Origin of the sequence: Frigoribacterium sp. CFBP 13605 (assembly GCF_014839405.1) — a bacterium.
Taxonomy (GTDB): domain Bacteria; phylum Actinomycetota; class Actinomycetes; order Actinomycetales; family Microbacteriaceae; genus Frigoribacterium.
Genome location: NZ_JACYNS010000002.1, coordinates 61462 through 85028, shown reverse-complemented (window position 1 = coordinate 85028; position 23567 = coordinate 61462). Strand labels below are relative to the sequence as shown.

Genomic DNA, 23567 nt, shown 5'->3' with positions numbered 1-23567 from the left:
GTCCGGTGACCCGAGCGCTTCCGAACACCACGACCGACCGGTCGGCGGACTTCGTCGACGACGATGCCGCCGACGCGCGACGAGCGCCCCGCCTCGTCCTCGACGTCGGCACGGCTGCCGCGCTGGGTGTCGTGGCGGCCCTGGTGTCGTGGTGGCGCCTCCCCGAGGCGGCGAGGTCGACCCTCTGGGCGGAGGACGGCCCGATCTTCCTCTCGCAGCGGCTCGACCTCGGCCCCTGGGAGTCCCTCGTGACCCCCTACGCCGGCTATCAGCACCTCGGCGCGCGCCTGGCGACCGACCTGGCGGTTCTCGTGGGCGATCTCGGGGACGTGGCCCACGTGATCGCTGCGGTCTGCTGCGCGGTGGTCGGCCTCGTGACCGCGCTCGTCTTCGTCCTCAGTCGTCAGTACGTCATGTCCTCGGCCGCCCGGGTGGCGATCGCCGCCGTGACCGTGCTCGCCCCGATCGCCCCGATCGAGGTGTCCGGCAACCTGGCCAACCTGCACTGGTACCTGCTCTGGCTCTTGTTCTGGGCGGTGCTGCACGTGCCGCGCACCTGGTGGGGCAGCGGCCTGCAGGCGGGCGTCGTCCTCGTCTGCGCGCTCACCGAGGTCCAGTCGGTCCTGCTGGTTCCCCTGGTCCTCGTCACCGTCCGGCACCGACGCTCGTGGCCGGTGTCCGGTGCCCTGCTCGTGGGGGTGGCCGTGCAGCTGTGGACCTCGTGGGCCTTCCCCCGTCCAGCGTCGACCTACCCCGCACCCGATCTGACCGACCTCGTCCTCAGCTTCCTGGCTCAGCCGGTCATGTCGACCTTCGTCGCGTCATCCGGAACGGCCTCCGACCTGCTCGTCGAGACGTCCTGGGGCATCGCGGTACTCGTGCTGGCGGGCATCGTCCTCTGCGCCGGCTGGGCCGCCGTGGCGGGGCGGCGTCGACGTCTCTGGCTGGTCCTGGGTCTCGTCGTCTACGCACCGCTCCTCTGGGCCGCCGGCATCGTCGCGAACGCGAGCGGGCTCACCGAATACGGTCTGAACGGCCCGGGCTGGCTGGCGACGTCCGGCTACCTGAGGTACGCGCTCGTGCCGTCGATGCTGCTCCTGACCGCCGTCGCCCTCGCCGCGGACGCGTTCCTCGCGCGGCGCCGCGCCGTGACGACGGTCGCGGGCGCCGTCCTCCTCGCCGCCTTCGCCGGGGCCGTCCTGTGGCACCCACAGCTCGACCACGTGCTCCGCAGCGACTACGGCCCGTGGCAGTCGAACTACGACCAGGTCGTCGACCAGTGCCGCAGCGGGGACGTCGTGCTCGACGACGGCAAGGCCCTCGTGCCGATCGCCCCGACCGGCTGGTTCGTGGCAGCCGACTGCTCGACGCTCGACGAGCGCGGATGAGGCCCTGGCGCAGCCGTGGAATGATGGACGCACCCTGCCGCCCCCGTACCGAAAGCCACCCGATCGCATGACCTCCTCCGCGCACACCGGCGCCGGCGCCCTCGTCGTCCTCCCCACCTACGACGAGGTCGAGAACCTCCCGCTCATCCTGGGGCGCCTGTTCGCCGCGGCCCCCGAGATCGACGTGCTCGTGGTCGACGACGGCAGCCCCGACGGCACCGGTGAGTTGGCCGAGACGATGGCCGCCACCGATCCCCGCATCCACGTGATGCACCGCACGGGCAAGCTCGGGCTCGGTTCCGCTTACGTCATGGGCTTCGGCTGGGGCCTCGAGCGGGGCTACGACGTCGTCGTCGAGATGGATGCCGACGGCTCGCACCCGCCCGAGAAGCTGCCCGAGATGATCGCCCTGGTCAGCGCGTCCGGCCCCGGCACGCCGAGCCTCGCGATCGGCTCGCGGTGGGTTCCCGGCGGCTCGGTCATCAACTGGCCGGTCTCGCGCCAGGTCCTGAGCCGGGGCGGCAACCTGTACGCCCGCCTCGCCCTCGGACTGCAGCTCAAGGACGTCACGGCGGGGTTCCGGGCCTACACCCGTGAGGCGCTGCAAGCGATGGACCTCACGGGCATCGACTCGAAGGGGTACTGCTTCCAGGTCGACATGACCCTCCGCGTCCTCGACGGCGGGGGGCGCGTCGTCGAGGTGCCCATCGAGTTCCGCGAACGCGAGCTCGGCGAGTCCAAGATGAGCCAGGCCATCGTCGTCGAGGCCATGCTGCGCGTCACGCAGTGGGGCTTCCGACGCCGCCTGCAGACCCTGCTCGGCAACCGCCCCGGGCCGCGCTGGGTCGTCGAGGACTGAAGCGGCGCGCCGGGTCGCGACCGGCGACCGACGTCTGCGACGGCACCCGACCGAGCCGCGCCTCCTAGCGGCGGTTCGCCTGCGGCAGCCGTGACCGCCACGACCGCTTGCGGGCGGCGATCGTCGCGATGGCGACGAAGGTCATCAGGGTTCCCTCGAACAACACGAAGCTCTCGGCGACGGCGGTGACCCCGATCAGCACCAGGACGAGCGCCGGCCAGACGTACGCCACGATCGGGTGACCCGACGCCGTGATCCAGCTGCGCACGAACGCCAGGGTGCCGGCCACGACGAGGAGCAACCCGCCGACCAGGCCCAGTTGCAGCCAGATGTCGAAGAACGCGTTGAGCCCCGTCTCGTGCGGTCGGCCGCTCGGCGCGATGATCGTCGAGTACGGGAAGATCCCGGTCGGCCACTGCCCGACGAAGCCCCACCCGACGATGTCGTGAACCGCGGCCAGTTCGCGGATGCGCGCCCAGAGCAGCGACCGCACCGACAGGTCGTTGGTCGCGTCCACCGCGTCCAGGAGGCGCGAGCGACCCGCGTAGGCCAGTCCACCACCCAGCACCACGATCACCGCGAAGACCGATTGCATGAGCGACCGTCTCGACTCGGGAGCTCGGCGCAGCGCGTCGAGCGCCACTCCCGCCACGATCAGGACGATGACCGCGATCGCCGTCGCGGGGGAGCGGGCGAAACCGAGCGCCGTGAGGGCGAGCACGCCCGAGGCGACGGCCTGCCGCCGAGGGACCGACCGGGTGAGGAACTCGACGGCGAACGTGATGACCGCGAGCGTCGCCAGGAAGCCCAGGTAGTTGCGGGTGCCCGAGATGCCCTGGATCGGACCGCCCGCGGCGAGGTTGCCCTGGATTCCGAGGAACGCGATCGGTTGGTCGATCAGCAGCCCGCTCAGCACCTCGAGCGACAGCGACACGACGAGCAGGATGCGGAGCGCGTCCCCGAAGGCCCGCACCACCTGGACCAGGTCGCGGCCCAGGGCCAGGTACAGCCCGAGGGCGCCGAACCCGACCGCGTAGGCCACACCGCCGACGGTGACCCAGGTGTACTCGCTCCAGAAGACGCTGAGGGCCATGAAGCCGAACAGGGCGATGAGCGACACCGGCAGGATGCCGTGCCACTCGATGTGGTGTCGGCCACCGACCAGGGAGAGGGTCGCGAGCACCACGAGGGTGCCCAGGACGGCGAGCGAGCCCGGCCACCCCATCAGGGCGCGGACCGACTGGGTCGAGAACGCGAAGAGCACGATGGCGACCGAGAGTGCCTGCGAGAAGTGCCCGCCGGCCGAGAAGCCGATCCAGGCCGAGAGGTACCGGCGCAGGGGATCGCGGCTGCGGTCGAACCCGTGGCCGTGGCCGGACGTCACCGGTCGTGGCCCGTCCAGCCGAAGGGGTCGCGGCGCGTCACGAGCACGACGACCACGAACGTGGCCCAGCCCCACTCGACGATCAGCCGGGACTCGGTCAACCCGTGGACGAGCAGGGCCGTCACGAGCAGCAAGGGCAACAGGTCGAGGGCCGACCACGGCGCCGCGACCCCGCGCGAGAGCATGCGGCGGTCGACGGCCCACCACCACGATCTCAGGACGACGCCGACGATCGTGAGCCCGAACAACGCGAGGCCGATCCAGCCCAGCTGGAACCAGACGTCGAGGTACGCGTCGTGCGCCTGCAGGTAGACCACGCCGTTGCGCTCGGCGAGGTCGGTGAACGGTTCGACGAACGGGAACCAGTAGCTGACCCAACCCCAGCCCACGACGGGGTGCTGGACGCCGAGGTCGTAGACGGCCGACCAGATGTCGGTGCGACCCGTCAGGTCGCCGCTCTTCCCCAGCAGCGCGAGCAGCGGGCCTCGGGCGAGGACGACCACCGTGACGGCCGCCAGCACGACGAGCGCCGCCACGCCGAGGACGGGACCCCGGCGGCCGGGCTCGCGGCGTCGGGTCGCCACCACCAGCAGCGACACGAGGCCGACGGCGACCGCGACCACCGCGACGGTCGCCGACCGGGTCAGGGCGAGCGCCAGCAGCGAGGTGACGAGACCGACGACCGCCGTGCCGCGACCGATGGACCGGTCCGCCGCCTGGACCGCCGTGACGATCAGGGCGAGCAGGGCGATGATCGCGAGGATGTTGCTGTTGCCCTGCAGCCCCTGGATGCGACCGCCTTCGAAGAGCACGTCGCGCGACCAGAACCACGCCGCCGGCCGACCCGTGCAGTCCAGGTACACCGGGCAGACCGGCTGGCGGACGACGAGTCCGACGACGACCTCGAAGAGCAGGGAGGCCACGACGTGGATGCGCAAGGCCCGTCCGAGGGCGGTCACGATGGTCGGCCACGAGGCGACGACGGTGACCGCCAGGGCGCCCACGGTCGTCATCAGCGTGAGGACGATGCCGATCGCCGAGCCGGCGGGGTACTGCGACCACGCGATCGAGACGACGGCGAAGAGCAGGAAGAGCACGAGGAGGCGCGGGAGGGTCCGTACCCGGGGCGGATGCCGCACGACGAGGACGACGGCGGCGACGACCATCGCCACGCAGGCCGCCCCCCAGCCCCACCAGCCGGTGCCGTTGCGGAGGACGTCGCCACCGAACAACACGAGGAACGCCAGCGTCGCGAACGTCGTGGCTCCGCGCGTCGGCGCCGTCCGGGCGGGCCGCGCGGGCAACGTCGTGGTCATGGGCACCAGGCTAGACGACGGGGGAGGCGCGGAGGAGCGACCGGGGGCCGCCCCTCCCGGATCAGACGAACGCCGCCTGGCCCGTGATGCTGCGGCCCACGATGAGGGTGTTCATCTCGCGGGTGCCCTCGTAGCTGTACAGCGCCTCGGCGTCGGCGAAGAACCGGGCCACGTCGTACTCGAGCACGATGCCGTTGCCGCCCATGACCTCGCGGGCGTACCCCACCGTCTCGCGCATGCGGGCCGTGGTGAACGCCTTGGCGAGCGAGGCGTGCTCGTCGCGCTGGGTGCCCTCGTCGAGCATCTGCGAGCACCGCACCACCATGCCGATCGAGGCGGTGATGTTGCCGATGCACTTCACCAGCAGGTCCTGGATCAGCTGGTGCTTGGCGATGGGCTTGCCGAACTGCACGCGCTCGTTGGCGTACGCCAGGGCGGCCTCGTAGGCGCCGATCGAGTTGCCCACGGCCGCCCAGGCGACCTCGGCCCGCGTCAGGCGCAGCACGGCCGCCGTGCTGCGGAACGAATCGGCCTGCTGCAGTCGGTGGCTCTCGGGCACGCGCACGTCCTCGAGGGTGATGTCGGCGTTCTGGACGATGCGGAGACTCTGCTTGTCCTCGATCTTGGTCGCCGTGTAGCCGGCGGTGTCGGTCGGGACGATGAAGCCCTTGACCTGGCCGTCCTCGGCGCTCTTGGCCCAGATGATCGTGATGTCGCTGAACGTGGCGTTGCCGATCCAGCGCTTGGAGCCGTTCAGCACCCAGTCGTCGCCGTCGCGGGTGGCGATCGTGCGGAGTCCCTGGGCCGAGTCGGACCCCGACAGCGGTTCGGTCAGTCCGAAGGCGCCCACCAGGTCACCGCTCGCCATGCGGGGCAGCCACTCGGCACGCTGTTCGGGCGAGCCGCCGACGCCGATCGAGCCCATCGCGAGTCCGTTCTGCACGCCGACGAAGGTCGCGACGGACGCGTCCACGCGCGCGAGCTCGAGCGCGACCCAGCCGCGGAAGACGGCGGAGTTCTCGAACGGGCGCGTCTCCTCCCACGGCATGCCGAAGAGGCCCAGGCCGGCGAGGCCCTTCACGATCTCGTGCGGGAAGGTCGCGTCGGCCCAGTGGCGGTTCACCCCGGGCTTGACCTCGGTCTCGAGGTAGTGCCGCAGGTCGGCCAGCACGCCCTTCTCGCGGTCCGAGAGGAGGTCCTCGTAACCGTAGAAGTCGCTGACGAGGGAGGTGAACGAGGTGAGGGTCGCTGATGACATCCGTGCTCCATTGCTTCGTGTCGGGACGACAGGAGCCTAGGCAGCGCCCCAGCCGCCGCCAAGGGGTTGGTAGCTTTGATCAACGCCCCGGCGTCGTCGACCTCACCGCTTTGTAGGGGGCGACCAAGCACGACCTCCGACAAGCAGGTAAAGCCATGTTCCTCGCCATCACCAACACGCCCCGCGACTACGCCTGGGGCTCCACGACGGCCATCGCCGACCTGCTCGGTCGTCGACCGAGCGGCCGCCCCGAGGCCGAGCTGTGGCTCGGTGCGCACCCGGGTTCGCCGAGCGTCGTCGTCGCCCCGGCGGTCGTGGGTGGTGCCGACACCCTCGCCGACTGGTTCGCCGCCGAGCCGGGCAGGGCGCTCGGCCGCGACCGGGACCACCTGCCGTTCCTGCTGAAGTTGCTCGCGGCCGACGGCCCGCTGTCCATCCAGGCGCACCCCACCCCCGAGCAGGCCCGCGAGGGCTTCGCGCGCGAGGACGCCGCGGGCATCCCGCTCGACGCCCCCGAGCGCAACTACAAGGACTCCTCGGCCAAGCCCGAGATCATCGTGGCGTTGAGCGACACCTTCGACGCCCTCTGCGGGTTCCGCGAGCCGGCCCGGACCCTGGCCGACCTCGACCTCCTCGACGACGGCTCGGGGCGCCTCGACCTGCTCCGCCGACACCTGGGCGAGTCCCTGCGGTCGACCCTGGCCTTCCTCTTCCAGGGCGACGACGAGTCGTCCGCGGCCATCGCGGCGGTGAGCGAACTCGCCGCCGCCCACCGGGCGGACGGCGCGGGCATCGCCACGGTCGTCGACCTGGCCGAGCGCTACCCCGGCGACCCCGGCGTGGTCGTCTCGCTGTTGCTCAACCGGGTCACGCTGCGTGCCGGGGAGGCGCTGTTCCTGCCCGCCGGCAACGTGCACGCCTACCTGGGCGGCTTCGGCGTCGAGCTCATGGCGCCCTCCGACAACGTGCTGCGCGGCGGCTTGACTCCCAAGCACGTGGACGTCCCCGAACTGCTGAAGGTGCTCGACTTCGAACCACTGCCCGTCCCCCGTCTCGACCCGACCACGGTCGCCCGGGGGGTCGAGCGCTTCGCGCCTCCCGGCACGGGATTCGCCATGCTGCGGGTCGACGCCGAGGGCCCGGGCGCCGTCGTCGAGATCGGCGGTCCGAGCATCGTCCTGGTCACCGCCGGAGAGGTCCACGTCAAGGGTCAGGACGGCACCATCCGGCTCGGTCGTGGCGAGTCCGCGTTCGTCACCCCCGACGAGGTCCGACTCGCGATGACCGGCGGCGGCACCGCCTACGTGGCGACGCCGGCCTGAGCCGGGCCGAGCGGCCGGGTGGAGCCGTCCGCTCCGCGTGACGTCCGGCTCCGCGCGCCCCACCCGGCGCTCGTGCTGGCACCCGTGACCCGTCGGGCACCCGATAGGTTGGCCCCATGTCATGGTTGGTCACCGGCGGTGCCGGGTACATCGGTTCTCACGTCGTCCGCGAGCTCACGGGGGCGGGCATCGACGCGGTCGTCCTGGACGACCTCTCGTCCGGCCTCGAGGCCTTCGTGCCCGCCGACGTCCCGTTCGTCCGGGGTTCCCTCCTCGACCGCGAGCTGATCGAGCAGACCATCGACCGGCACGGCGTGACCGGCGTCGTCCACGTCGCGGGCTACAAGTACGCCGGGGTCTCGGTCCAGCGGCCGTTGCACACCTACGACCAGAACGTCACGGGGACCGCCCGCCTCCTCGAGGCCATGTCGAGCCGGGGCGTCGACCGGATCGTGTTCTCGTCCAGCGCGGCCGTCTACGGCACGCCGCCGACCGAACTCGTCACCGAGGACACGCCCAAGGCACCCGCGTCGCCCTACGGAGAGAGCAAGCTGATCGGCGAGTGGCTGCTGCGCGACCAGGGGGTGGCCGAGGGCCTGCGCCACACCAGCCTGCGCTACTTCAACGTCGTGGGTTCGGGTCGGCCCGACCTCTGGGACGCCAGCCCGCACAACCTCTTCCCGCTCGTCTTCGCCGCGCTCGCCGAGGGCCGCGTCCCGCGCATCAACGGCGACGACTACGACACCCCCGACGGGACGTGCGTCCGCGACTACGTCCACGTCGCCGACCTGGCGGTCTCGCACGTCGCGGCGGCCCGCCGACTGGACGCGGGCGAGCCGGTCGAGCCGGCCTACAACCTCGGTTCGGGCGGCGGCGTCTCGGTCGCCGAGATCATGACCGCGATGCGCGAGGGCACCGGCATCGACTTCACGCCCGAGATCGCCCCGCGTCGTCCCGGCGACCCCGACCGCATCGTCGCCGACGGCAGCCTGGCGGCGCGCGACCTCGACTGGGAGATGCGGCACACGCTGCTCGAGATGGTCACCAGCGCCTGGCAGGCCGCGCCTCGCGGTTGACCGTCCGCCACGTACCCGACATCACCCGTTCCCGTCGAAACGTCCCCCGACACGCCGGGGCTCCCTTGCCCCTGATCGGGGGGTGGAGGGTTTATTGGCCCTCGACTTGACGGATGGGTAATGACACCGGTGTAATTACCTTGTCGCGTACATTCACGGGCGATCGACACGAGGGGAGATGCGCTGTGGGCATCCACGAGAACCGCGCCGGCGTCCCGGACGACTGGCACGTCGACCCGATCCAGCTGGGCGTCCCCGGCATCGGATCGTCGTCGCGCACCATCGTCGCCGACGACGAGAACCAGCTGGCCTGGCAGGCGGACTCGCTCTGCGCCCAGACCGATCCCGAGGCGTTCTTCCCCGAGAAGGGCGGCTCCACGCGCGACGCCAAGAAGATCTGCGCCTCCTGCGACGTCCGGGCCCAGTGCCTCGAGTACGCCCTGCAGAACGACGAGCGCTTCGGCATCTGGGGCGGGCTGTCCGAGCGCGAGCGTCGCAAGCTCCGCAAGCGGGCCTGACCCGCGCCTCCTCGGCTTCCGACGGCATCGACCCCTCCGGGTCGGTGCCGTTCCGTCGTGATGGCCCGAGGTCGCGGGGACCAGGAGGCGCGGGTCGTCACGTCTCGCCCGTCGCGTCGGCGCGCCGAGCCGGTGCCCGCGCCGGTGCGACCTAGGCTGCACGAGTCATGCAGCCGAGAGTCACAGCGATCCTCGTCGCCCCTGGTGGAGCGACCTACCTCGACCGAACCCTCGACGGACTGTCGCGTCAGACGCGGCCCCCCGAGGCATTGGTGGTGGTCGACACGGGCGGCAAGGACTCGGCCGCGGGTCGGCTGTCGCTGAGCGGCGCCGCCCAGTTGGCCTCGCTTCCCGACGCGAAGACGTTCGGCGCCGCCGCCGCGCACGGCGTGCGACTCTCCGACCCGGGCGACGGGGACCCCGACGAGTGGGTCTGGCTGCTCGGGCACGACAACGCACCCGCGCCCGAGGCGCTCGAGCGCCTCATGACGACCGTCGAGGTGTCGCCCTCCGTCGCGGTCGCGGGCCCCAAGCTGATGCAGTGGGGCCAGCCCGGTGTCATCGCCGAGTTCGGCGAGACCGTCACCCGGTACGGCGCCTCGCTCGCCCGCGTCGAGAACGAACTCGACCAGGGCCAGCACGACGTCACGGACGACGTGCTCGGCGTCGCGGCGGGGGGCATGCTCGTCCGTCGCACGGTCTGGACCGCCCTGGGCGGCTTCGACCCCGCGCTGCCGCACGTCGACGCCGCACTCGACTTCTCGATCCGTGCCCGCCTCGCCGGTCACCGCGTGGTCCTCGTGCCCGACGCGAAGGTCGACAGTGCCGGACCGCCGGAGGAGTTCGGCCACGGGCCCGTCGGGCACGCCCGCCGGGCGCGCCTGCACCGTGCCGCCCAACTGCACCGGCGCCTCGTCTACTCGGCGGCCGCCCTGTTGCCGCTGCACTGGCTCAGCCTGGTGCCGCTGGCGGTCGTGCGCAGCGTCTGGCACCTGCTCACCAAGAACCCGGGGGCCGTGGTGGGCGAGTTCGCCACCGCGTTCCGTGCTGCCTTCGGCGGCTCGCACGTGCGATCGGCTCGTCGGGCCCTCGCCCGGACCAAGAGCGTCGGCTGGAGTTCGGTGGAGCCCTTGCGCGCGTCCCGCGCGATGCTCCGAGAACGACGGGTCACCGAGCGTGACGCACAGGTCGCCGGCGTCGAGGACGCACCCGACCCCCGGGCGAGCTTCGTCCACTCGGGCGGCCTCTGGGTCGTGCTGGTCGCCGCCGTCGTCGGTGTGGTGGCGTTCCTGCCGCTGCTCGCCAACCCGGCCGTCACGGGTGGGGGACTCCTGCCGCTCAGCACCTCGGTGGGTCAGCTCTGGTCGTCGGTGGGCTACGGCTGGCGCGAGATCGGCACCGGGTTCCTCGGCCCCTCGGACCCGTTCGCCGCGCTCGTCGCGGTCCTCGGCAGCCTGACGCCCTGGTCGCCGTCGACCGCGGTCCTCGGGGTCTACCTCGTGGCCCTGCCGCTCTCCGCGCTGGGCGCGTGGTTCGCCACCCGCCGCGTGACCCGCCGCACCTGGGTGCCGGCCGTCGCCGCCGCGCTCTACGCCCTCTCGTCCCCGCTGCTCTCGGGTCTGCAGTCCGGTCACCTCGGTGCCGTCCTCGCGCACGTGGCGCTGCCGTTCCTCGTCTGGGCCATGATCGGGGCCGCGAGGTCGTGGACGGCCGGGGCCACCGCCTCCTTGCTGTTCGCCGTCGTCGCGGCGGCCGCTCCCTCGCTCGTGCCGGCCCTCCTCGTCGGTTGGCTCGGGTCGATCGTCAGCCGCCCCCGCGGCACCCATCGCCTCGTCGCGGTGCCGCTGCCCGCGCTCGCCCTCTTCGCCCCCCTCGTCGTCGCCCAGCTGCAGCGGGGCACCTGGTGGGCCGTGTTCGCCGACCCCGGGGTCCCCACGAGGTCGGACCCGGCCTCACCGCTGCAGCTGCTGCTCACGTCCCCCGAGACGGGCCTCAACGGCTGGACGGCACTGATCGCCGGGACGGGTTTCTCGTCCGCCACGCTCGCCGTCCTGGTCGCCGTCGCGATCGCCCCGCTGGCGCTGCTCGCCGTTGCCTCGCCGTTCGTCGGCTCGCAGCGCCGCGCGGTCCCCGCCCTGTCGCTCGCCCTGCTCGGCTACCTGACGGCCGTCGCCGCGACCCACGTGTCCGTCACGGGCGTCGGCAGCGACACGACCACGATCTGGGCCGGCAGCGGACTGAGCCTCTACCTGTTGGGGCTCGTCGGCGCCGCGGCCGTGACCCTCGACCGACTGCCCCGCGTCGCCCCGCCGGTCGGCACCCTGGTCGCCGTGCTGGCGGTCGCCGCAGCGGCCCCCACCGTGATCGCGTCGTTCGGCCCCGTGGCCGACGTCCGTCCGAGCTCGGGGCGCATCCTGTCGGCCTACGTCACCGCCGAGGCCGAGGCGACACCCGACGTCGGGACGCTGGTCCTCACGCCCCAGTCGGACGGCTCGCTCGCCGTGTCCCTCGAGCACGGTCAAGGAGCGACGCTCGACGACCAGTCGACGCTCGACTCGACCGCCCCACGCCTCACCTCGGTCAACGAGGACCTCACCGTCCTGGCCGGCAACCTCGTCAGCCGCAGCGGTTTCGACCCGACCGACGACCTGCGTCGACTGGGCGTCGGGTTCGTGTTGCTGACGGCCACCGACGACGACGGCGACGCCGACCGACTCGGCCAGCGTGCGGGCGAGGCGCTCGACGCCGACGCCGACTTCCTGCCGGTGGGTGACACGTCCAACGGCCTCCTCTGGCGTTACGTGGAGGCGCAGGACGAGCGCGAGGCGCGTCCAGCTGCGGGACCGCTGCGACCGATCGTCCTGATCAGCTGGGGACTCGTCTTCGGTTCCGCCCTGTTGCTCGCCATCCCGACGTCGCCGCGACGACGTCGATCCCGGGCCGGGACGCCCGAGGCCGAGCAGCCCGCCACGACCTTCGACGAGGAGCGAGATGAATAAGCGATCGGTCTTCTCCACGACGGGACGCGTCGCGGTCGGCGTCGTCGGTCTGGCCGTCGCCGCCGCGGTCGTCGGCGGTGCCACGGTCGTCCGCCTCCCCTCCTTCGAGACGGTGCCGGCGGGGCAGCTCGTGACGCCCGTGCCGGTCGACCAGCAGCGGGTCTGCACCGGTGCCCTGTTGCAGCTCTCGGACGCCGAGGGGCAGCAGGCCACGACCGCGAGTTCGGTGGGTCGAGCGGCCGTGGCCCGGGAATCGAGCGAGGGCGACGTCGACGTCGACGAGCTCGCCGGTGCCGACGGCAGCGACTCGCGACCGTCCGTGGTCACGGCACCCGTCGAGGGCGCCGACGTGCCCCTCGTCGCGGCCGCCCAGAGCCAGTCGGTCGACGAGGGCGACCTGCGCGGCTTCGCCTCGGCACCCTGCACCGAGCCCACCAGCTCGACCTGGCTGATCGGCGGCTCGACCGAGACGGGACGCGTGTCGCTCATCAGCCTCGTCAACCCCAGCGACGTCAACGCCACCGTCGACCTCGACATCCGTTCCGAGACCGGCGAGGTGCAGGGCCCCGGAATCGACGGGATCGTCGTCGCGCCCCGCAGCCAGAAGGTGGTTCCGCTCTCGGGCTTCGCGACCGGACTCGTCTCGCCGGCCGTCCACGTGTCGAGTCGCGGCGGGCAGATCGTCGCCACGCTCCAGCAGAGCGTCGTCCGCACCCTCGAACCGGGTGGGGTGGACATCGTGACCGGCTCGGCCGCGCCGTCTCGCGAGTCGGTCGTCACGGGGATCGTCGTCCGCGACTCCGCCAACCTCGAGGGAGCACTCGCCGACCCGTCGTCCTCCGACCTCCAGTCGGTGCTGCGCGTCCTCGTCCCGGGCCAGGGTCCCTCGCAGCTGAGCGTCTCGTTGGCCACCGACGACGGCACCGGCACCTCGTTCGAGACCCGGGTCGAAGGCGGGCGCGTCACCGACGTCCCGATCGACGGGCTCGAGGACGGCGTCTACACGGCCACCGTCCGGTCGTCGACGGCCGTGGCCGTGGCCGCCCGGACCTCCACGGTCGCCGCGGACGCGGGAGGCGTCGACCTCAGCTGGGCCGCCTCGTCGCCCCGTCTCTCCGGTGACACCGAGGTGGTCGTGCCCGACGGTGAGGGCGGACGCCTCTGGCTCGCCAACCCGGGCCAGGACGCCGTCACGGCCGAGGTCACGGTGGGCGACGGCGACGAGCGGGACGTCGAGGTACCCGGTGGGTCCACGGTCGGGGTCGACGTGCAACGGGGCGACGCCGTCCGGCTCGGGAACGCCGACGACCTGCGCGCGGGCGTCAGCTTCTCGGCCCCCGGAGCCGTCGCCGCCTGGCCGGTGACCTCGCCGCTGCCGGCGTCCACCCCGGTGACCGTCTACCCCTGACGTCGGGGGCACACACCCCGACGACCCCGTCGCGCGTCAGCCGTCGCGCCAGCGGTCGGGAGCGAGCTCCCACGGGTCCTTGCCGAGGAGGTCCGCGACGGCCCGGAACACGTAGCCCTCGACGAGCACCCGGTGGTTCCACTCGTCCTCGGCGGCCCCCCGCCGGTCGTGCGAGGGGGCGAGCCGTTCGATCGGCAGGCGGTACAGCACGACCCGGCCGGCGGCCCGGTCGACGGACCACCGTTCGACCCGGGTGCGGTCCGGTTCGGCGGGGAGGCCGGCGACCTCGAACGACGTGTCGGCGAGCTCGTCGGGCCACGCCTCGCGGAGGTAGTCGGCGGTGGCGGCGACGATGTCGTCGAAGAGGTCGACCCTCGTCCGCAGGAAGGGCAGGTGAGGCCCGGCGGCGGACGACCGCAGCCCGCGTCCATGGCGGTCGCGCCGACGGGAACGGTCGGTGACGCGTGCGCGGCGGGGCCTGCTCATCAACCCATCGTAGGCCCGCCCAGGAGGCGCGGGTCGGCCCCCGAGGACCCTCGCGATAGTCTGTCGGGCAGATGAACGGTCGACCCTGCAGCAAGGTGACGTGCCACGACGAGGCCGTCGCCACGCTGACCTACGTGTACGCCGACTCGATGGTCGTGGTCGGGCCCTTGAGCGACCGCGTCGAGCCGCACGGCTACGACCTGTGCGCCCGCCACGCGGGCTCGTTGTCGGTCCCGCAGGGCTGGGAGGTCCTGCGCCGGGTAGTTTTGGGTCATGACCTCTGAGAACGCCCCCGTCGACCTGACCGCCTTCGTCAAGACCTACGACGTCCGGGGACTGGTGGGCACCCAGCTCACCGACGAGGTGGTCGAGGCCTTCGGTGCGGCCTTCGCCGACGAGATCGACGGCGCCGGCCACGACCTGGTCGTGGGTCACGACATGCGGGACTCCTCGCCGGGCTTCGCCGAGGCCTTCGCCCGCGGGGCCCGGGCCCGGGGTGCGAACGTGGTCGCCCTCGGCCTGTGCTCGACCGACGAGTCGTACTTCGCCTCCGGCTCGCTCGACGCCCCGGCGGCCATGTTCACCGCGAGCCACAACCCGGCCACCTACAACGGCATCAAGATGAGCAGGGCCGGCGCCCAGGGCATCAGCCTCGACACGGGGCTGTCCTCGATCCGTGACCGCGCCTCCTCGTTCCTGGCCGACGGCATCGAGGCCGTCGCCGAGCCGGGCGCCGTGCGGGAGCACGACGCGTTGCCGGGCTACGCCGCGTACCTCCGCGGTCTCGTGGACCTCGCGGGCATCCGGCCCATCAAGGTCGTCGTCGACGCCGGCAACGGCATGGGCGGGCTCACCGTCCCGGCCGTGCTGGGCGAGGCCGCCGGGCTGCCGAAGCTGCCGATCGAGATCGTCCCGCTGTACTTCGAACTCGACGGCACCTTCCCGAACCACGAGGCCAACCCCCTCGACCCGGCCAACCTGGTCGACCTGCAGAAGGCCGTCCTCGAGCACGGGGCCGACCTGGGCCTCGCGTTCGACGGCGACGCCGACCGCTGCTTCGTCGTCGACGAGAAGGGTGACGCCGTGACCCCGTCGGCCGTGGCGGCGATCGTCGCCGTCCGCGAGATCGCGCGCGTCCGGGCCGCCGAGCCCGACGTCGAGATCTCGGTGATCCACAACCTCATCACGTCCCGCGCGGTGCCCGAGGCCATCGAGGCGGCCGGCGCGACGCCGGTGCGCACCCGCGTCGGCCACTCGCTCATCAAGGACGAGATGAGGGCGACCGGGGCCATCTTCGGGGGCGAGCACTCGGCGCACTACTACTTCCGCGACTTCTGGAGCGCCGACAACGGCATGCTGGCCGCCATGCACGTCCTGGCCGAGTTCGGGTCGCAGGCCGAGCCCCTCTCGACCCTGACCGACCGGTACACGCCCTACGCGGCGAGCGGCGAGATCAACTCGACCGTCACCGACGTGCCGGCGGCGTACGCCCGCATCGTCGAGGCCTACACCGGGGTCGGCGAGTTCGACGAGCTCGACGGCCTCACGGTCAGTGGTTCGTCCGACGACGGGTTCTGGTGGTTCAACGTCCGGCCGTCGAACACCGAGCCGCTGCTGCGCCTCAACGCCGAGGCGGCGACGCCCGCCGGCATGGAGCGCGTCCGCGACGACGTGCTCGGGCTCATCCGCGGCTGACGGTCGGCCGGGTGCGGCCGAACGGGCGGAGCGGTTACCCCCTGGGGGTATCCTGGCGGGACCGGTCGACACGGCGTGACCGGACGACACACGAGGAGGCGCGGGTGGCGCAGCAGGGTGAGCACGCGACGGCGACGCACGTCGGCTACAGCGGCGACAAGGAACAGATCGTCAAGCGCCTCCGCCGCGCCGAGGGCCAGGTCCGGGGCATCCAGCGCATGGTCGAGGACGACATGTACTGCATCGACGTCCTGACGCAGGTCAGTGCCGCGACCCGTGCCCTCGAGACCGTGGCGCTCCAGTTGCTCGAAGACCACCTCGCCCACTGCGTCGCCCAGGCGGCCCGAGAGGGAGGCGACGTCGCGGACGCCAAGGTCCGCGAGGCCTCGGCGGCGATCGCGAGGCTCGTCCGGTCCTGACGCGGAGGCCGGGCTCGACGGCGACGCGGGTCAGCGCCGGGGGAAGCCCCGGACCGTCTCGGTCAGCGCCGGGGTGAGGCGGTCGAGCAACGCGGACTCGCGAGCGAGGGCGGCGGACTCACGCCGACGCCGGAGCGCCGAGACGCCGGCCAGGAGGAACTCCGGGTCGCCGGACGGCACGGGCGAGACGTAGGGCGTGGTCTCGGCCGCCAACTCGTCGGCGACGCGTCGCCGACTGGCCGGGGAGAGCTGCGGCGCCTGCTGCAGGAACGACGCGATGCGACGGGCCAGGCCGTCGGGCAGGCGCCCCACGTCCGCGATCTCGGCCCACCCCTGCAGGTGCGCCGGCACGCCGTAGACCACGTGAGCGGCCTTGGGCACGCGTTCGTTGCGACTGTACGTGCCGGCCATGAGGTCGCCGAGACGCCGCGACGAGCCGTTCAGCAGGGCGACGACGACGGCCAGGCCGCCACTGGTGAACACGATCTCGAGCAGCCCCACCAGCGCTCGGGTGAGGGCGTGGCGCAGGCCGATCGCCCCTCCGTCGGTGCGGACGATGCGCGCGCCCACGGCGAGTCTGCCCAGGGACCGCCCGTGGCTCGCGGTCTCGACCACCGTCGGCACGACGATGAAGCAGATCGCGATCGACGCCACGAGGAACGCCTGTGACAGGGCGTCGTCGAGCACCCCGCCGTCGTTCAGCAACGAGACGAGCACCAACGCACCGACGAGCAGCAGGGCGTAGGCCAGGTAGTCGATGAGCACCCCGGCCGCGCGCAACACGAAGCTCGTCGGTCGGAGGTCGAGGGCGACCGCCTCGCCCGTGACCAGTTCGTCCCCACCCGCCGTGAAGGCCTCGACCTGGTCGGGTCGCAGCACCACCGGGGAGGCGCCTCGTGCCTTCGTGCGGGACATGCCTAGTATCTAAGCAGAATGGACATCGACGCCTACGCCGCCGCCCACGGCCACGACTGGGCCGAGCTCGAGCGCCTCGCCCGGCGCGGGCGACTGAGCGGGCCCGAGGCAGACGAGCTCGTCCGCCTGTACCAGTCGGGGGCCGGGCAACTGTCGGCGCTGAAGACCGCCACCGGCGACTCGGTCGTGGCCGACCGGCTCTCCATGACCCTGTCGCGAGCACGCCTGCGGTTCACGGGCGCGGGTCGCAACCTGTTCAGCCAATTGCCGACCTTCTTCGTCGTGCAGCTGCCAGCCGCCCTCTACCGCGTGCGGTGGCTGTCGCTCGTGTTGACGCTCGTGACGGTGGTCGTCGCGGCCGTGTTCGCGACCTGGGCCGCGAACACACCCGCGCTGCTGGCCTCGTTCGGCAGCGAGGAGTTCCGCCGGCAGTTCGCCGAGCAGGACTTCGTGAACTACTACTCCGAGAGCGCCTCGACGTCGTTCACCGGCCAGGTGTGGACGAACAACGCCTACATCGCCGCGCAGTGCGTGGCGTTCGGCATCACCGGGGTCTGGGTTCCCTACGCGATCCTCAGCAACGCCATGAACGTCGGGATCTCGGCCGGGCTCATGGCCGACCAGGGGCGGCTGGACCAGTTCTTCCTGTACATCGCTCCGCACGGTCAGCTCGAGCTCTACAGCATCTTCGTCGCCGGGGCCGCCGGTCTGATGATCTTCTGGTCCTGGGTGGCACCCGGTGCCCGCACCCGGGGGCAGGCGTTGGCCCAGGACGGACGCGCGCTCGTGACCATCGCGGTCGGGTTGATGCTCTCGTTGTTGGTCTCGGGCGTCATCGAGGGGTTCGTCACCCGGCAGGCCTGGCCCTGGCCGATCAAGATCGGCATCGGCACCGTGGCCCTCCTGGGGTTCCTGGCCTATCAGTGGCTGCTCGGCGGACGGGCCCACCGGGCGGGACAGACCGGCGACCTCGACGAGTTCGAGGCCGGGGCCACACAACTCGTGGCCGACTGATCCCGCGTCGTCGGCCACCGAGCCTGCGTCAGAGGCGGCCGGCCGCCTTGAGCGCGAGGTAGCGGTCGGCGAGGGCGGGGGGCAGGTCGGCCGGCGCTCCGGTCACGACGTCGGCGCCGACCTGACGCAGGGCGGCGGCGACCCGGCCCTGGTCGAGTCGGGCCCGCTCGGCCGAGGCGGCCCGGTAGACCTCGTCGCGGGTGCCCCGTCGCACCACCGTCTCGTCGAGGGCCGGATCGGTGACCGACGCGACGACCACGAGGTGCTGGCGGGTCAGTTGGGGGATCGCCGCCAGCAAGGAGCGGGAGGCGCCGGGGCTGTCGACGGTGGTCGCGAGGACGACGAGCGCCCGACGGGACGTGACCGAGCGGACGAGGGCCGGCACGGCGGCCCAGTCGGTCTCGACCAGTTCGGGCTCGACGGGGGCCATGGTCTCGACCATCGACGAGAGCAGGGCGGGCCCCGTCGCGCCCTGCACCCGACCCCTGACCCGTCGGTCGAAGAGGACGACGTCGACCCGGTCGCCCGCCCGCGAGGCCAACGCCCCGAGCAGCAGTGCCGACTCGAAGGCCGTGTCGAGCCGCGGTTCGTCGTCGATGCGGGCCGCGGAGGTCCGCCCCGTGTCGACCACGACGACCACCCGACGGTCGCGCTCGGGCCGCCAGGTGCGCACGACGAGGTCGTCGCGGCGTGCGGTCGCCCGCCAGTCGATCGAGCGGACGTCGTCCCCTCGCACGTACTCGCGCAGGCTGTCGAACTCGGTGCCCTGGCCGCGGATCATCACGCTCGTGCGCCCGTCGAGTTCTCGGAGACGGGCCAGACGGGACGGCAGGTGCTTGCGCGACGAGAACCGCGGGAGCACGCGGACCGCGCCCGGCACCTCGTGCGTCGCCTGACGACCGGCGAGCCTCAGGGGACCGATCGTGCGGACGGTGACGCCGCCGGCGCGGCGTTCGCCCCGGCGGAACGGGGTCAGCGTGACGGTGAGCGTCGCGGCCCGCCCCGGTCGCAGGGACAGGCGACGGCGGGTCGGGGTCGCTCCGGCCGACGGCTGCCATGCGTCGCGCACGAGTCCGCGCAGCGTGCGTCGGCCGTCGTTCACCACGGTCAGCCGGGCGGGTGCGCTCTCGCCGAGACGGATCGCCCCCGGCAGTTCGCGCCGGATGGTGAGCGACCGGGGCGACGCCGTGAGGGCCACGTCGAGCACCGTCAGCGCGGCGACGACGCCGAGCCAGCCGACGATCGCCCACCCGCTGCCCGTCAGGACGACGGGCACGACGCCGAGCGCGACGAGCACCACGAACCAACCGGTGATCGCCATGGCTAGAGCGGGACCCGGACCTGCTGCAGCACCGAGCGGACGATGGCGTCGGCGTCGACGCCCTCGAGCTCGGCTTCGGGCCGCAGCTGCAGGCGGTGTCGCAGCACGGGCAGGGCCATGGCCTGGACGTGGTCGGGCGTGACGTGGTCGAAGCCGGTCAGCCACGCCCAGGCCTTCGAGGCGGCGAGGAGGGCCGTCGACCCTCGGGGGCTCACGCCGATCTTGACCGACGGGCTCTCGCGCGTGGCCCGGGCCAGGTCGACCATGTAGGCGAGCACGTCGGGGGAGGCACCGACCCGGGCCACCTCCGCTTGGGCGCGGGCGAGGTCGTCGGGCCCGAGGACCGGGGTCACGCCCGCGGCTCGCAGGTCGCGGGGCGAGAAGCCGGCGGCGTGACGGCCGAGCACCTCGACCTCGGCCTCGCGCGGCGGCAGGTCGAGCGTGAGCTTCATCAGGAAGCGGTCGAGCTGGGCCTCGGGCAGCGTGTAGGTGCCCTCGTACTCGACGGGGTTCATGGTGGCCGCGACCAGGAACGGGGTCGGCAACGCGCGACTGACGCCGTCGACCGAGACCTGGCGCTCCTCCATGGCCTCGAGCAGCGCCGACTGCGTCTTGGGAGGCGTGCGGTTGATCTCGTCCGCGAGCAGGACGTTGGTGAACACCGGCCCCGCCCGGAACTCGAACTCGCCCGACTTCGCGTCGTACACGAGCGATCCGGTGATGTCGCCGGGCATCAGGTCGGGCGTGAACTGCACGCGGGCGGTGTCGAGCGAGAGCGAGTGGCTGAGGGCGCGCACGAGAAGGGTCTTGGCCACGCCGGGGACGCCTTCGAGCAGGGCGTGACCCTGGGCCAGCAGGGTCACGATCAGGCCCGTCACGGCACCGTCCTGGGCGACGACGGCCTTGCCCACCTCGGTTCGGACTCGGGCGAAGGTCTGCTGCAGTTCTGAGCTCATCTGGTGGTCTTCTCCGGGGTGGGGGTCGATGCGGGGGCGATCGGACGAGGCGGGGGAGGCGCGGGGCGGGTCACGACGGAGTCGTCGCCCGTCGGACCGCACCCTCGAGGTCGAGCAGGCTGTCGCTCAGCGCGACGAGCTCGCGGTCGTCGACCGGGTCGGCGTCGACGAGCACGTGCCGCAGGCCCCGGGGGTCGGCCGAGATCAGTGCGGCCACCCGGGCGACGATCTCGTCGACCGACGCGGTCGAGGACAGGCCCGTCGTGCGCGCGAGTCGCCCGAGCGTGCCGATGCGGAGCTGGTCGAGGGCATGGCGGCGCTGCCCGGAGCGCTCGTAGAGGCGGGCGCGCCCCTCGGTGGTCTCGGAGGCCTTGACGGTGACCGGCAGCCGCTCGACGACGAGAGCTCCGAGGCGTCGACCCCGCCACACCATCGCGGCCACTCCGGCCAGGAGGAGCACGACCAGCGACGGCGTCACCCATGACGGCGTCAGCGTGGCGAGAGTGCCCTCGCCCTCGGGCAGGTCGCCGGCCGAGGGCAGGTACCAGGTCAGCTCGGAGGACCCGCCGAGCAGCGCGAGTGCGAAGGCCGCGTCGTCGTGCGTCCCGATCGAGCCGTTGGTCAGGGCGTCCGTGGCTCCCAGGACGGACACGCGCGTGTCGCCGTCCTCCAGCTCGACGAGCCCGTAGCCGTCGTCGGTCGGCAGGCAGCGGACGGCGCCGGGGGCGTCGACGTCGTACGCGACGCCCGCGACGTCGACCCGGGACGTCTGCGCGAGGGCCGGTGACGAGCAGGCGGGCCCGGCCGTGCCCTCGTCGACCGGGCCGGTCGACGCGACGCCCGCGGCCACGGCGTCGAGCGCGGCGGGCCCCGGGGCGGGGAGCACGAGGTGGGAGGTCGCCGTGACGAGACGCCCCCACTGGTCGCCGACCAGGAACCCCGAGGCGTCGTCGACGAGGAGCGTGCCGCCACCGGACCCGAGTCGGTCCAGGGTCTCGTCGAGGGTGGTCGTGACGGTCACGTCGACGCCCTGGCGGCCGAGCACCTCGACGAGTGCCTTGGCCCCGCCGGGGGCGGCGTTCGCGGGGCCGAGGGCGCGGCCTTCTCCCGAGCCCGAGCCCACGAGGAGAGCCGCCCCGACGCCGAGGGCCAGGACGAGGGCGAGTGCGACCCAGAACCGGGCACGTCGGACCGACACCGCGACGGTGGGGGTCGAGACGGAGGTGGGCGCCTCGGACGGTGCGGCGGCGGTCACGCGGGCACCCGCCGGGACGAGGTGACGCGCCGGTCGAGCTCCGTGACGGCCCGGTAGTCCTCGTCGGTGCCCGGGCGGTCGAGGTAGCGGACGCCGTCGAAGGCCGTGGCGGCGTCCGCGAAGTCGGCCCGGAGGTCGGGGAAGACGTCGCCCGCCCGGCGGGCCACGTCGCGTGCGGTGGTGCCGGGGGAGACCGCGACGTCGCCCCGCTCGGCCAGCGAACGGGCGATCGCCCGGAAGGCCTCGGCGACGGCGAGCGTCAGATCACCCCGGGAGGCCGCCTCCCGGGCCGCGGCACGCATGGCGTCGGCGTCACGGACGTCGTCGTCGCCGAAGAGGGCGAGGTCACGCGCGGACCGGCGGTTGAGTTGCGGCACCCCGTAGACGAGCAGCACGACCAGGACGACCACCACGACGACCGCGAGCAGCACGATCAACGCGACCGCCGGCGCCCCCTCTGTCCCTCCGAACCGGATCGACCCCAGCCAGTCCCAGAACGCCTGCGCCGCACGGTCGAGCCAGGACGGCTGCGCCGCCACGTACTCGGGCCCGGTGAGCTCGCGCAGGACCTCGCGCCGGGCGTCGTCGGCGTCAGGGGTCAGGGGCGGCCCGGCGGCGAAGGGCAGCGGGCTCACCAGCGCGGTGCTCCCGGGTGCGTCGTCGGCGGGACCGGGGCCTCGGGCGTGCGGTACGGGTCGGGCTGTCCTCCGACCGCCCGCCCGCCGCGCTCGACGTAGCGCACGAGTTCGAGGTCGAGCCCTTCGGTGCGGATGCGTCGGTCGACGTAGACGAGGCCGGCCGACGCCGCCTGCAGCACGGACCCGATCGCGCCGATGACGGCCGTGATGCCGAGGGTGACGGCGTAGGTGCCCGCCGTGAGGGCCAGGAAGGTCGGGTCGGTCACGTCCCCCGTCGGCGCGAGCGTGCCCGTCAACACGCTGAACAGCACCGAGAACGGCGTCGCGACGACCTGCGACGCGACCTGGACCATGAGGAACACCAGGGCGATCACGCCGAAGGTCCGCCAGAAGGAGGCGCGGGTCAGCGACCACGAGCGCCGCACGGCCGCGCCCAGCGTCAGCCGTTCGAGCATGATGGCGCTCGGCACGAGGGCAGTCTTCACGGTCAGCCACACGCCGAGGACGAGGAGGCCCAGGCCGAGGAGGACCGCGAGCACGACGCCGACGGCGATGCTCGGCCCGGAGCCGACGGCCACGCCGACGACGACGACGCCGGCCACGAGCGCCAGCGCCACGACGTAGGCGACCGTGAGCAGGGCGGACCACCCGACGAGCGTGCCGACGCGGCCCTTGGCCATCGCCCAGAGGCCGCCGAGTCGGAGCTTCTCCCCGAGCGTCTGCCGCGAGGTCTCGAGCACGAAGAGCCCCTGCAACAGGGCCGTGACGATCACCTGCAGGGCGATCGGCACGAGGGCCGACGCGGCGACGACGGCGACGGCGCCGGCAAGGACCGCGTCACGGTCCCGGGGGAGGGCCTGCTCGACGCGTCCGAAGGCGAGGAAGGCGCTGCCGCCGGTGATCACCACGGTCACCACGAGCAGGACGACCTGCGACAGCAGGGCCGTGCCGAACGTGGTCCGTGGGTTGCGGCGGAAGACCTGGAACGAGGCACCCAGGATCTCGCCGAAGGTGAGGGGGCGCAGCGGGACGAGGCCCGGCTTCGGCGGCGGAGCCCAGCCGGGTGCCGGCGGGGTGGTGCCGCCCGGGGCGGCCCCCGGGACGGGCCCCGCGGAGAGGGGGCCGGGTGACGTGGGGTCGACGCGCTCGCCCCAGCGCGGCGGGGACGTGTCGCCCCCCGGTGTGCTCCAGGCGTTCGGATCGCTCATGGTCCCCCTGGTCGTCCTGACCGTGAGGTCGTCCTCACGAGTGTGTTCATGTTTCCACACCGGACCGGGCGCTGCCAGCCGACGAGCGCCTCCTGCACTAATCTGTCCTGACGTGCCGCCTCCCGAGCGGCC

The 23567-nt window shown here is 72.9% G+C and carries 21 protein-coding genes; 11 read left to right on the top strand and 10 right to left on the bottom strand.

From position 1 onward, the window contains the following. Window positions 1-5: 5 nt before the first annotated feature. Window positions 6-1388, top strand: coding sequence for a hypothetical protein (locus tag IFT36_RS01515; protein ID WP_200412250.1), 1383 nt, complete (start codon window positions 6-8; stop codon window positions 1386-1388). A gap of 67 nt (window positions 1389-1455) precedes the next feature. Then, entirely contained in the window at window positions 1456-2247 is a 792-nt protein-coding gene (locus IFT36_RS01510; RefSeq protein ID WP_192123192.1) for a polyprenol monophosphomannose synthase, read from the top strand. A gap of 64 nt (window positions 2248-2311) precedes the next feature. Here the strand turns inward: IFT36_RS01510 and IFT36_RS01505 are convergent, their stop codons facing one another. The 3 genes from IFT36_RS01505 to IFT36_RS01495 all read right to left on the bottom strand — a co-directional run bounded on the left by IFT36_RS01505 (window position 2312) and on the right by IFT36_RS01495 (window position 6205). Further along, on the bottom strand, window positions 2312-3631 hold the full coding sequence (locus tag IFT36_RS01505) for an exopolysaccharide production protein (RefSeq protein ID WP_200412249.1): 1320 nt from the start codon (window positions 3629-3631) through the stop codon (window positions 2312-2314). Continuing rightward, a complete protein-coding gene (locus tag IFT36_RS01500) occupies window positions 3628-4947 on the bottom strand; it encodes an O-antigen ligase family protein (RefSeq protein WP_200412248.1) in 1320 nt (439 codons plus the stop codon). The genes IFT36_RS01505 and IFT36_RS01500 overlap by 4 nt, the downstream gene beginning before the upstream one ends. A gap of 61 nt (window positions 4948-5008) precedes the next feature. Further along, entirely contained in the window at window positions 5009-6205 is a 1197-nt protein-coding gene (locus IFT36_RS01495) for an acyl-CoA dehydrogenase family protein (RefSeq protein ID WP_056046317.1), read from the bottom strand. A 155-nt stretch (window positions 6206-6360) separates the two neighbouring features. Here IFT36_RS01495 and manA point away from each other — a divergent pair, with 155 nt between their 5' ends. The 5 genes from manA to IFT36_RS01470 all read left to right on the top strand — a co-directional run bounded on the left by manA (window position 6361) and on the right by IFT36_RS01470 (window position 13528). After that, a complete protein-coding gene (manA, locus tag IFT36_RS01490) occupies window positions 6361-7527 on the top strand; it encodes a mannose-6-phosphate isomerase, class I (protein WP_192123201.1) in 1167 nt (388 codons plus the stop codon). A 116-nt stretch (window positions 7528-7643) separates the two neighbouring features. Next, the gene (galE, locus tag IFT36_RS01485) at window positions 7644-8603 is read left to right on the top strand and encodes a UDP-glucose 4-epimerase GalE (protein WP_056046313.1); all 960 of its coding nucleotides are present in this window, start codon (window positions 7644-7646) and stop codon (window positions 8601-8603) included. 185 nt (window positions 8604-8788) lie between these two features. Continuing rightward, window positions 8789-9121, top strand: coding sequence for a WhiB family transcriptional regulator (locus IFT36_RS16230; RefSeq protein ID WP_173151170.1), 333 nt, complete (start codon window positions 8789-8791; stop codon window positions 9119-9121). A gap of 167 nt (window positions 9122-9288) precedes the next feature. Then, window positions 9289-12120, top strand: a complete 2832-nt coding sequence (locus tag IFT36_RS01475; RefSeq protein WP_200412247.1) for a glycosyltransferase family 2 protein — start codon at window positions 9289-9291, stop codon at window positions 12118-12120. Beyond that, a complete protein-coding gene (locus IFT36_RS01470) occupies window positions 12113-13528 on the top strand; it encodes a DUF5719 family protein (RefSeq protein WP_159825352.1) in 1416 nt (471 codons plus the stop codon). Before IFT36_RS01475 ends, IFT36_RS01470 begins: the two co-directional genes overlap by 8 nt. Before the next feature lie 36 nt (window positions 13529-13564). On the opposite strand, the gene IFT36_RS01465 is transcribed toward IFT36_RS01470, so the two are convergent. Next, window positions 13565-14014, bottom strand: a complete 450-nt coding sequence (locus IFT36_RS01465) for a metallopeptidase family protein (RefSeq protein ID WP_056046308.1) — start codon at window positions 14012-14014, stop codon at window positions 13565-13567. Window positions 14015-14085: 71 nt separating this feature from the next. Here IFT36_RS01465 and IFT36_RS01460 point away from each other — a divergent pair, with 71 nt between their 5' ends. The 3 genes from IFT36_RS01460 to IFT36_RS01450 all read left to right on the top strand — a co-directional run bounded on the left by IFT36_RS01460 (window position 14086) and on the right by IFT36_RS01450 (window position 16128). Further along, the gene (locus IFT36_RS01460) at window positions 14086-14298 is read left to right on the top strand and encodes a DUF3499 family protein (RefSeq protein WP_056046306.1); all 213 of its coding nucleotides are present in this window, start codon (window positions 14086-14088) and stop codon (window positions 14296-14298) included. Continuing rightward, window positions 14288-15709, top strand: coding sequence for a phosphomannomutase/phosphoglucomutase (locus tag IFT36_RS01455; RefSeq protein WP_192123207.1), 1422 nt, complete (start codon window positions 14288-14290; stop codon window positions 15707-15709). The genes IFT36_RS01460 and IFT36_RS01455 overlap by 11 nt, the downstream gene beginning before the upstream one ends. A gap of 167 nt (window positions 15710-15876) precedes the next feature. Next, the gene (locus IFT36_RS01450; protein ID WP_236556883.1) at window positions 15877-16128 is read left to right on the top strand and encodes a metal-sensitive transcriptional regulator; all 252 of its coding nucleotides are present in this window, start codon (window positions 15877-15879) and stop codon (window positions 16126-16128) included. A 30-nt stretch (window positions 16129-16158) separates the two neighbouring features. On the opposite strand, the gene IFT36_RS01445 is transcribed toward IFT36_RS01450, so the two are convergent. Beyond that, window positions 16159-17043, bottom strand: a complete 885-nt coding sequence (locus tag IFT36_RS01445) for an RDD family protein (protein WP_082460291.1) — start codon at window positions 17041-17043, stop codon at window positions 16159-16161. Window positions 17044-17061: 18 nt separating this feature from the next. Between IFT36_RS01445 and IFT36_RS01440 the strand changes: the two genes are divergently transcribed. After that, window positions 17062-18057: a stage II sporulation protein M gene (locus IFT36_RS01440; RefSeq protein WP_056046300.1), complete on the top strand. Its 996-nt coding sequence runs from the start codon at window positions 17062-17064 to the stop codon at window positions 18055-18057. Window positions 18058-18085: 28 nt separating this feature from the next. Here the strand turns inward: IFT36_RS01440 and IFT36_RS01435 are convergent, their stop codons facing one another. The 5 genes from IFT36_RS01435 to IFT36_RS01415 form a co-directional block, all read right to left on the bottom strand. Then, on the bottom strand, window positions 18086-19378 hold the full coding sequence (locus IFT36_RS01435) for a DUF58 domain-containing protein (RefSeq protein WP_056046297.1): 1293 nt from the start codon (window positions 19376-19378) through the stop codon (window positions 18086-18088). 2 nt (window positions 19379-19380) lie between these two features. Next, on the bottom strand, window positions 19381-20334 hold the full coding sequence (locus IFT36_RS01430; RefSeq protein WP_056046296.1) for an AAA family ATPase: 954 nt from the start codon (window positions 20332-20334) through the stop codon (window positions 19381-19383). A gap of 70 nt (window positions 20335-20404) precedes the next feature. Next, window positions 20405-21589 carry a DUF4350 domain-containing protein gene (locus IFT36_RS01425; RefSeq protein ID WP_056046289.1) on the bottom strand — a complete coding sequence of 395 codons (1185 nt, stop codon included), beginning with the start codon at window positions 21587-21589 and terminating at the stop codon, window positions 20405-20407. Continuing rightward, complete coding sequence (locus IFT36_RS01420) at window positions 21586-22224, bottom strand: DUF4129 domain-containing protein (protein WP_200412246.1); 639 nt, start codon at window positions 22222-22224, stop codon at window positions 21586-21588. Before IFT36_RS01420 ends, IFT36_RS01425 begins: the two co-directional genes overlap by 4 nt. Continuing rightward, on the bottom strand, window positions 22221-23435 hold the full coding sequence (locus IFT36_RS01415; RefSeq protein ID WP_056046285.1) for a hypothetical protein: 1215 nt from the start codon (window positions 23433-23435) through the stop codon (window positions 22221-22223). The genes IFT36_RS01420 and IFT36_RS01415 overlap by 4 nt, the downstream gene beginning before the upstream one ends. Window positions 23436-23567: the final 132 nt, after the last annotated feature.

Bases quoted from the DNA above. Each gene is read 5' to 3' on its own strand.
- IFT36_RS01510 (WP_192123192.1), top strand. From the start codon at position 1,456: ATGACCTCCTCCGCGCACACCGGCGCCGGCGCCCTCGTCGTCCTCCCC.
- IFT36_RS01500 (WP_200412248.1), bottom strand. From the start codon at position 4,947: ATGACCACGACGTTGCCCGCGCGGCCCGCCCGGACGGCGCCGACGCGC.
- IFT36_RS01495 (WP_056046317.1), bottom strand. From the start codon at position 6,205: ATGTCATCAGCGACCCTCACCTCGTTCACCTCCCTCGTCAGCGACTTC.
- manA (WP_192123201.1), top strand. From the start codon at position 6,361: ATGTTCCTCGCCATCACCAACACGCCCCGCGACTACGCCTGGGGCTCC.
- galE (WP_056046313.1), top strand. From the start codon at position 7,644: ATGTCATGGTTGGTCACCGGCGGTGCCGGGTACATCGGTTCTCACGTC.
- IFT36_RS01475 (WP_200412247.1), top strand. From the start codon at position 9,289: ATGCAGCCGAGAGTCACAGCGATCCTCGTCGCCCCTGGTGGAGCGACC.
- IFT36_RS01470 (WP_159825352.1), top strand. From the start codon at position 12,113: ATGAATAAGCGATCGGTCTTCTCCACGACGGGACGCGTCGCGGTCGGC.
- IFT36_RS01465 (WP_056046308.1), bottom strand. From the start codon at position 14,014: ATGAGCAGGCCCCGCCGCGCACGCGTCACCGACCGTTCCCGTCGGCGC.
- IFT36_RS01460 (WP_056046306.1), top strand. From the start codon at position 14,086: ATGAACGGTCGACCCTGCAGCAAGGTGACGTGCCACGACGAGGCCGTC.
- IFT36_RS01455 (WP_192123207.1), top strand. From the start codon at position 14,288: ATGACCTCTGAGAACGCCCCCGTCGACCTGACCGCCTTCGTCAAGACC.
- IFT36_RS01445 (WP_082460291.1), bottom strand. From the start codon at position 17,043: ATGTCCCGCACGAAGGCACGAGGCGCCTCCCCGGTGGTGCTGCGACCC.
- IFT36_RS01440 (WP_056046300.1), top strand. From the start codon at position 17,062: ATGGACATCGACGCCTACGCCGCCGCCCACGGCCACGACTGGGCCGAG.
- IFT36_RS01435 (WP_056046297.1), bottom strand. From the start codon at position 19,378: ATGGCGATCACCGGTTGGTTCGTGGTGCTCGTCGCGCTCGGCGTCGTG.
- IFT36_RS01430 (WP_056046296.1), bottom strand. From the start codon at position 20,334: ATGAGCTCAGAACTGCAGCAGACCTTCGCCCGAGTCCGAACCGAGGTG.
- IFT36_RS01415 (WP_056046285.1), bottom strand. From the start codon at position 23,435: ATGAGCGATCCGAACGCCTGGAGCACACCGGGGGGCGACACGTCCCCG.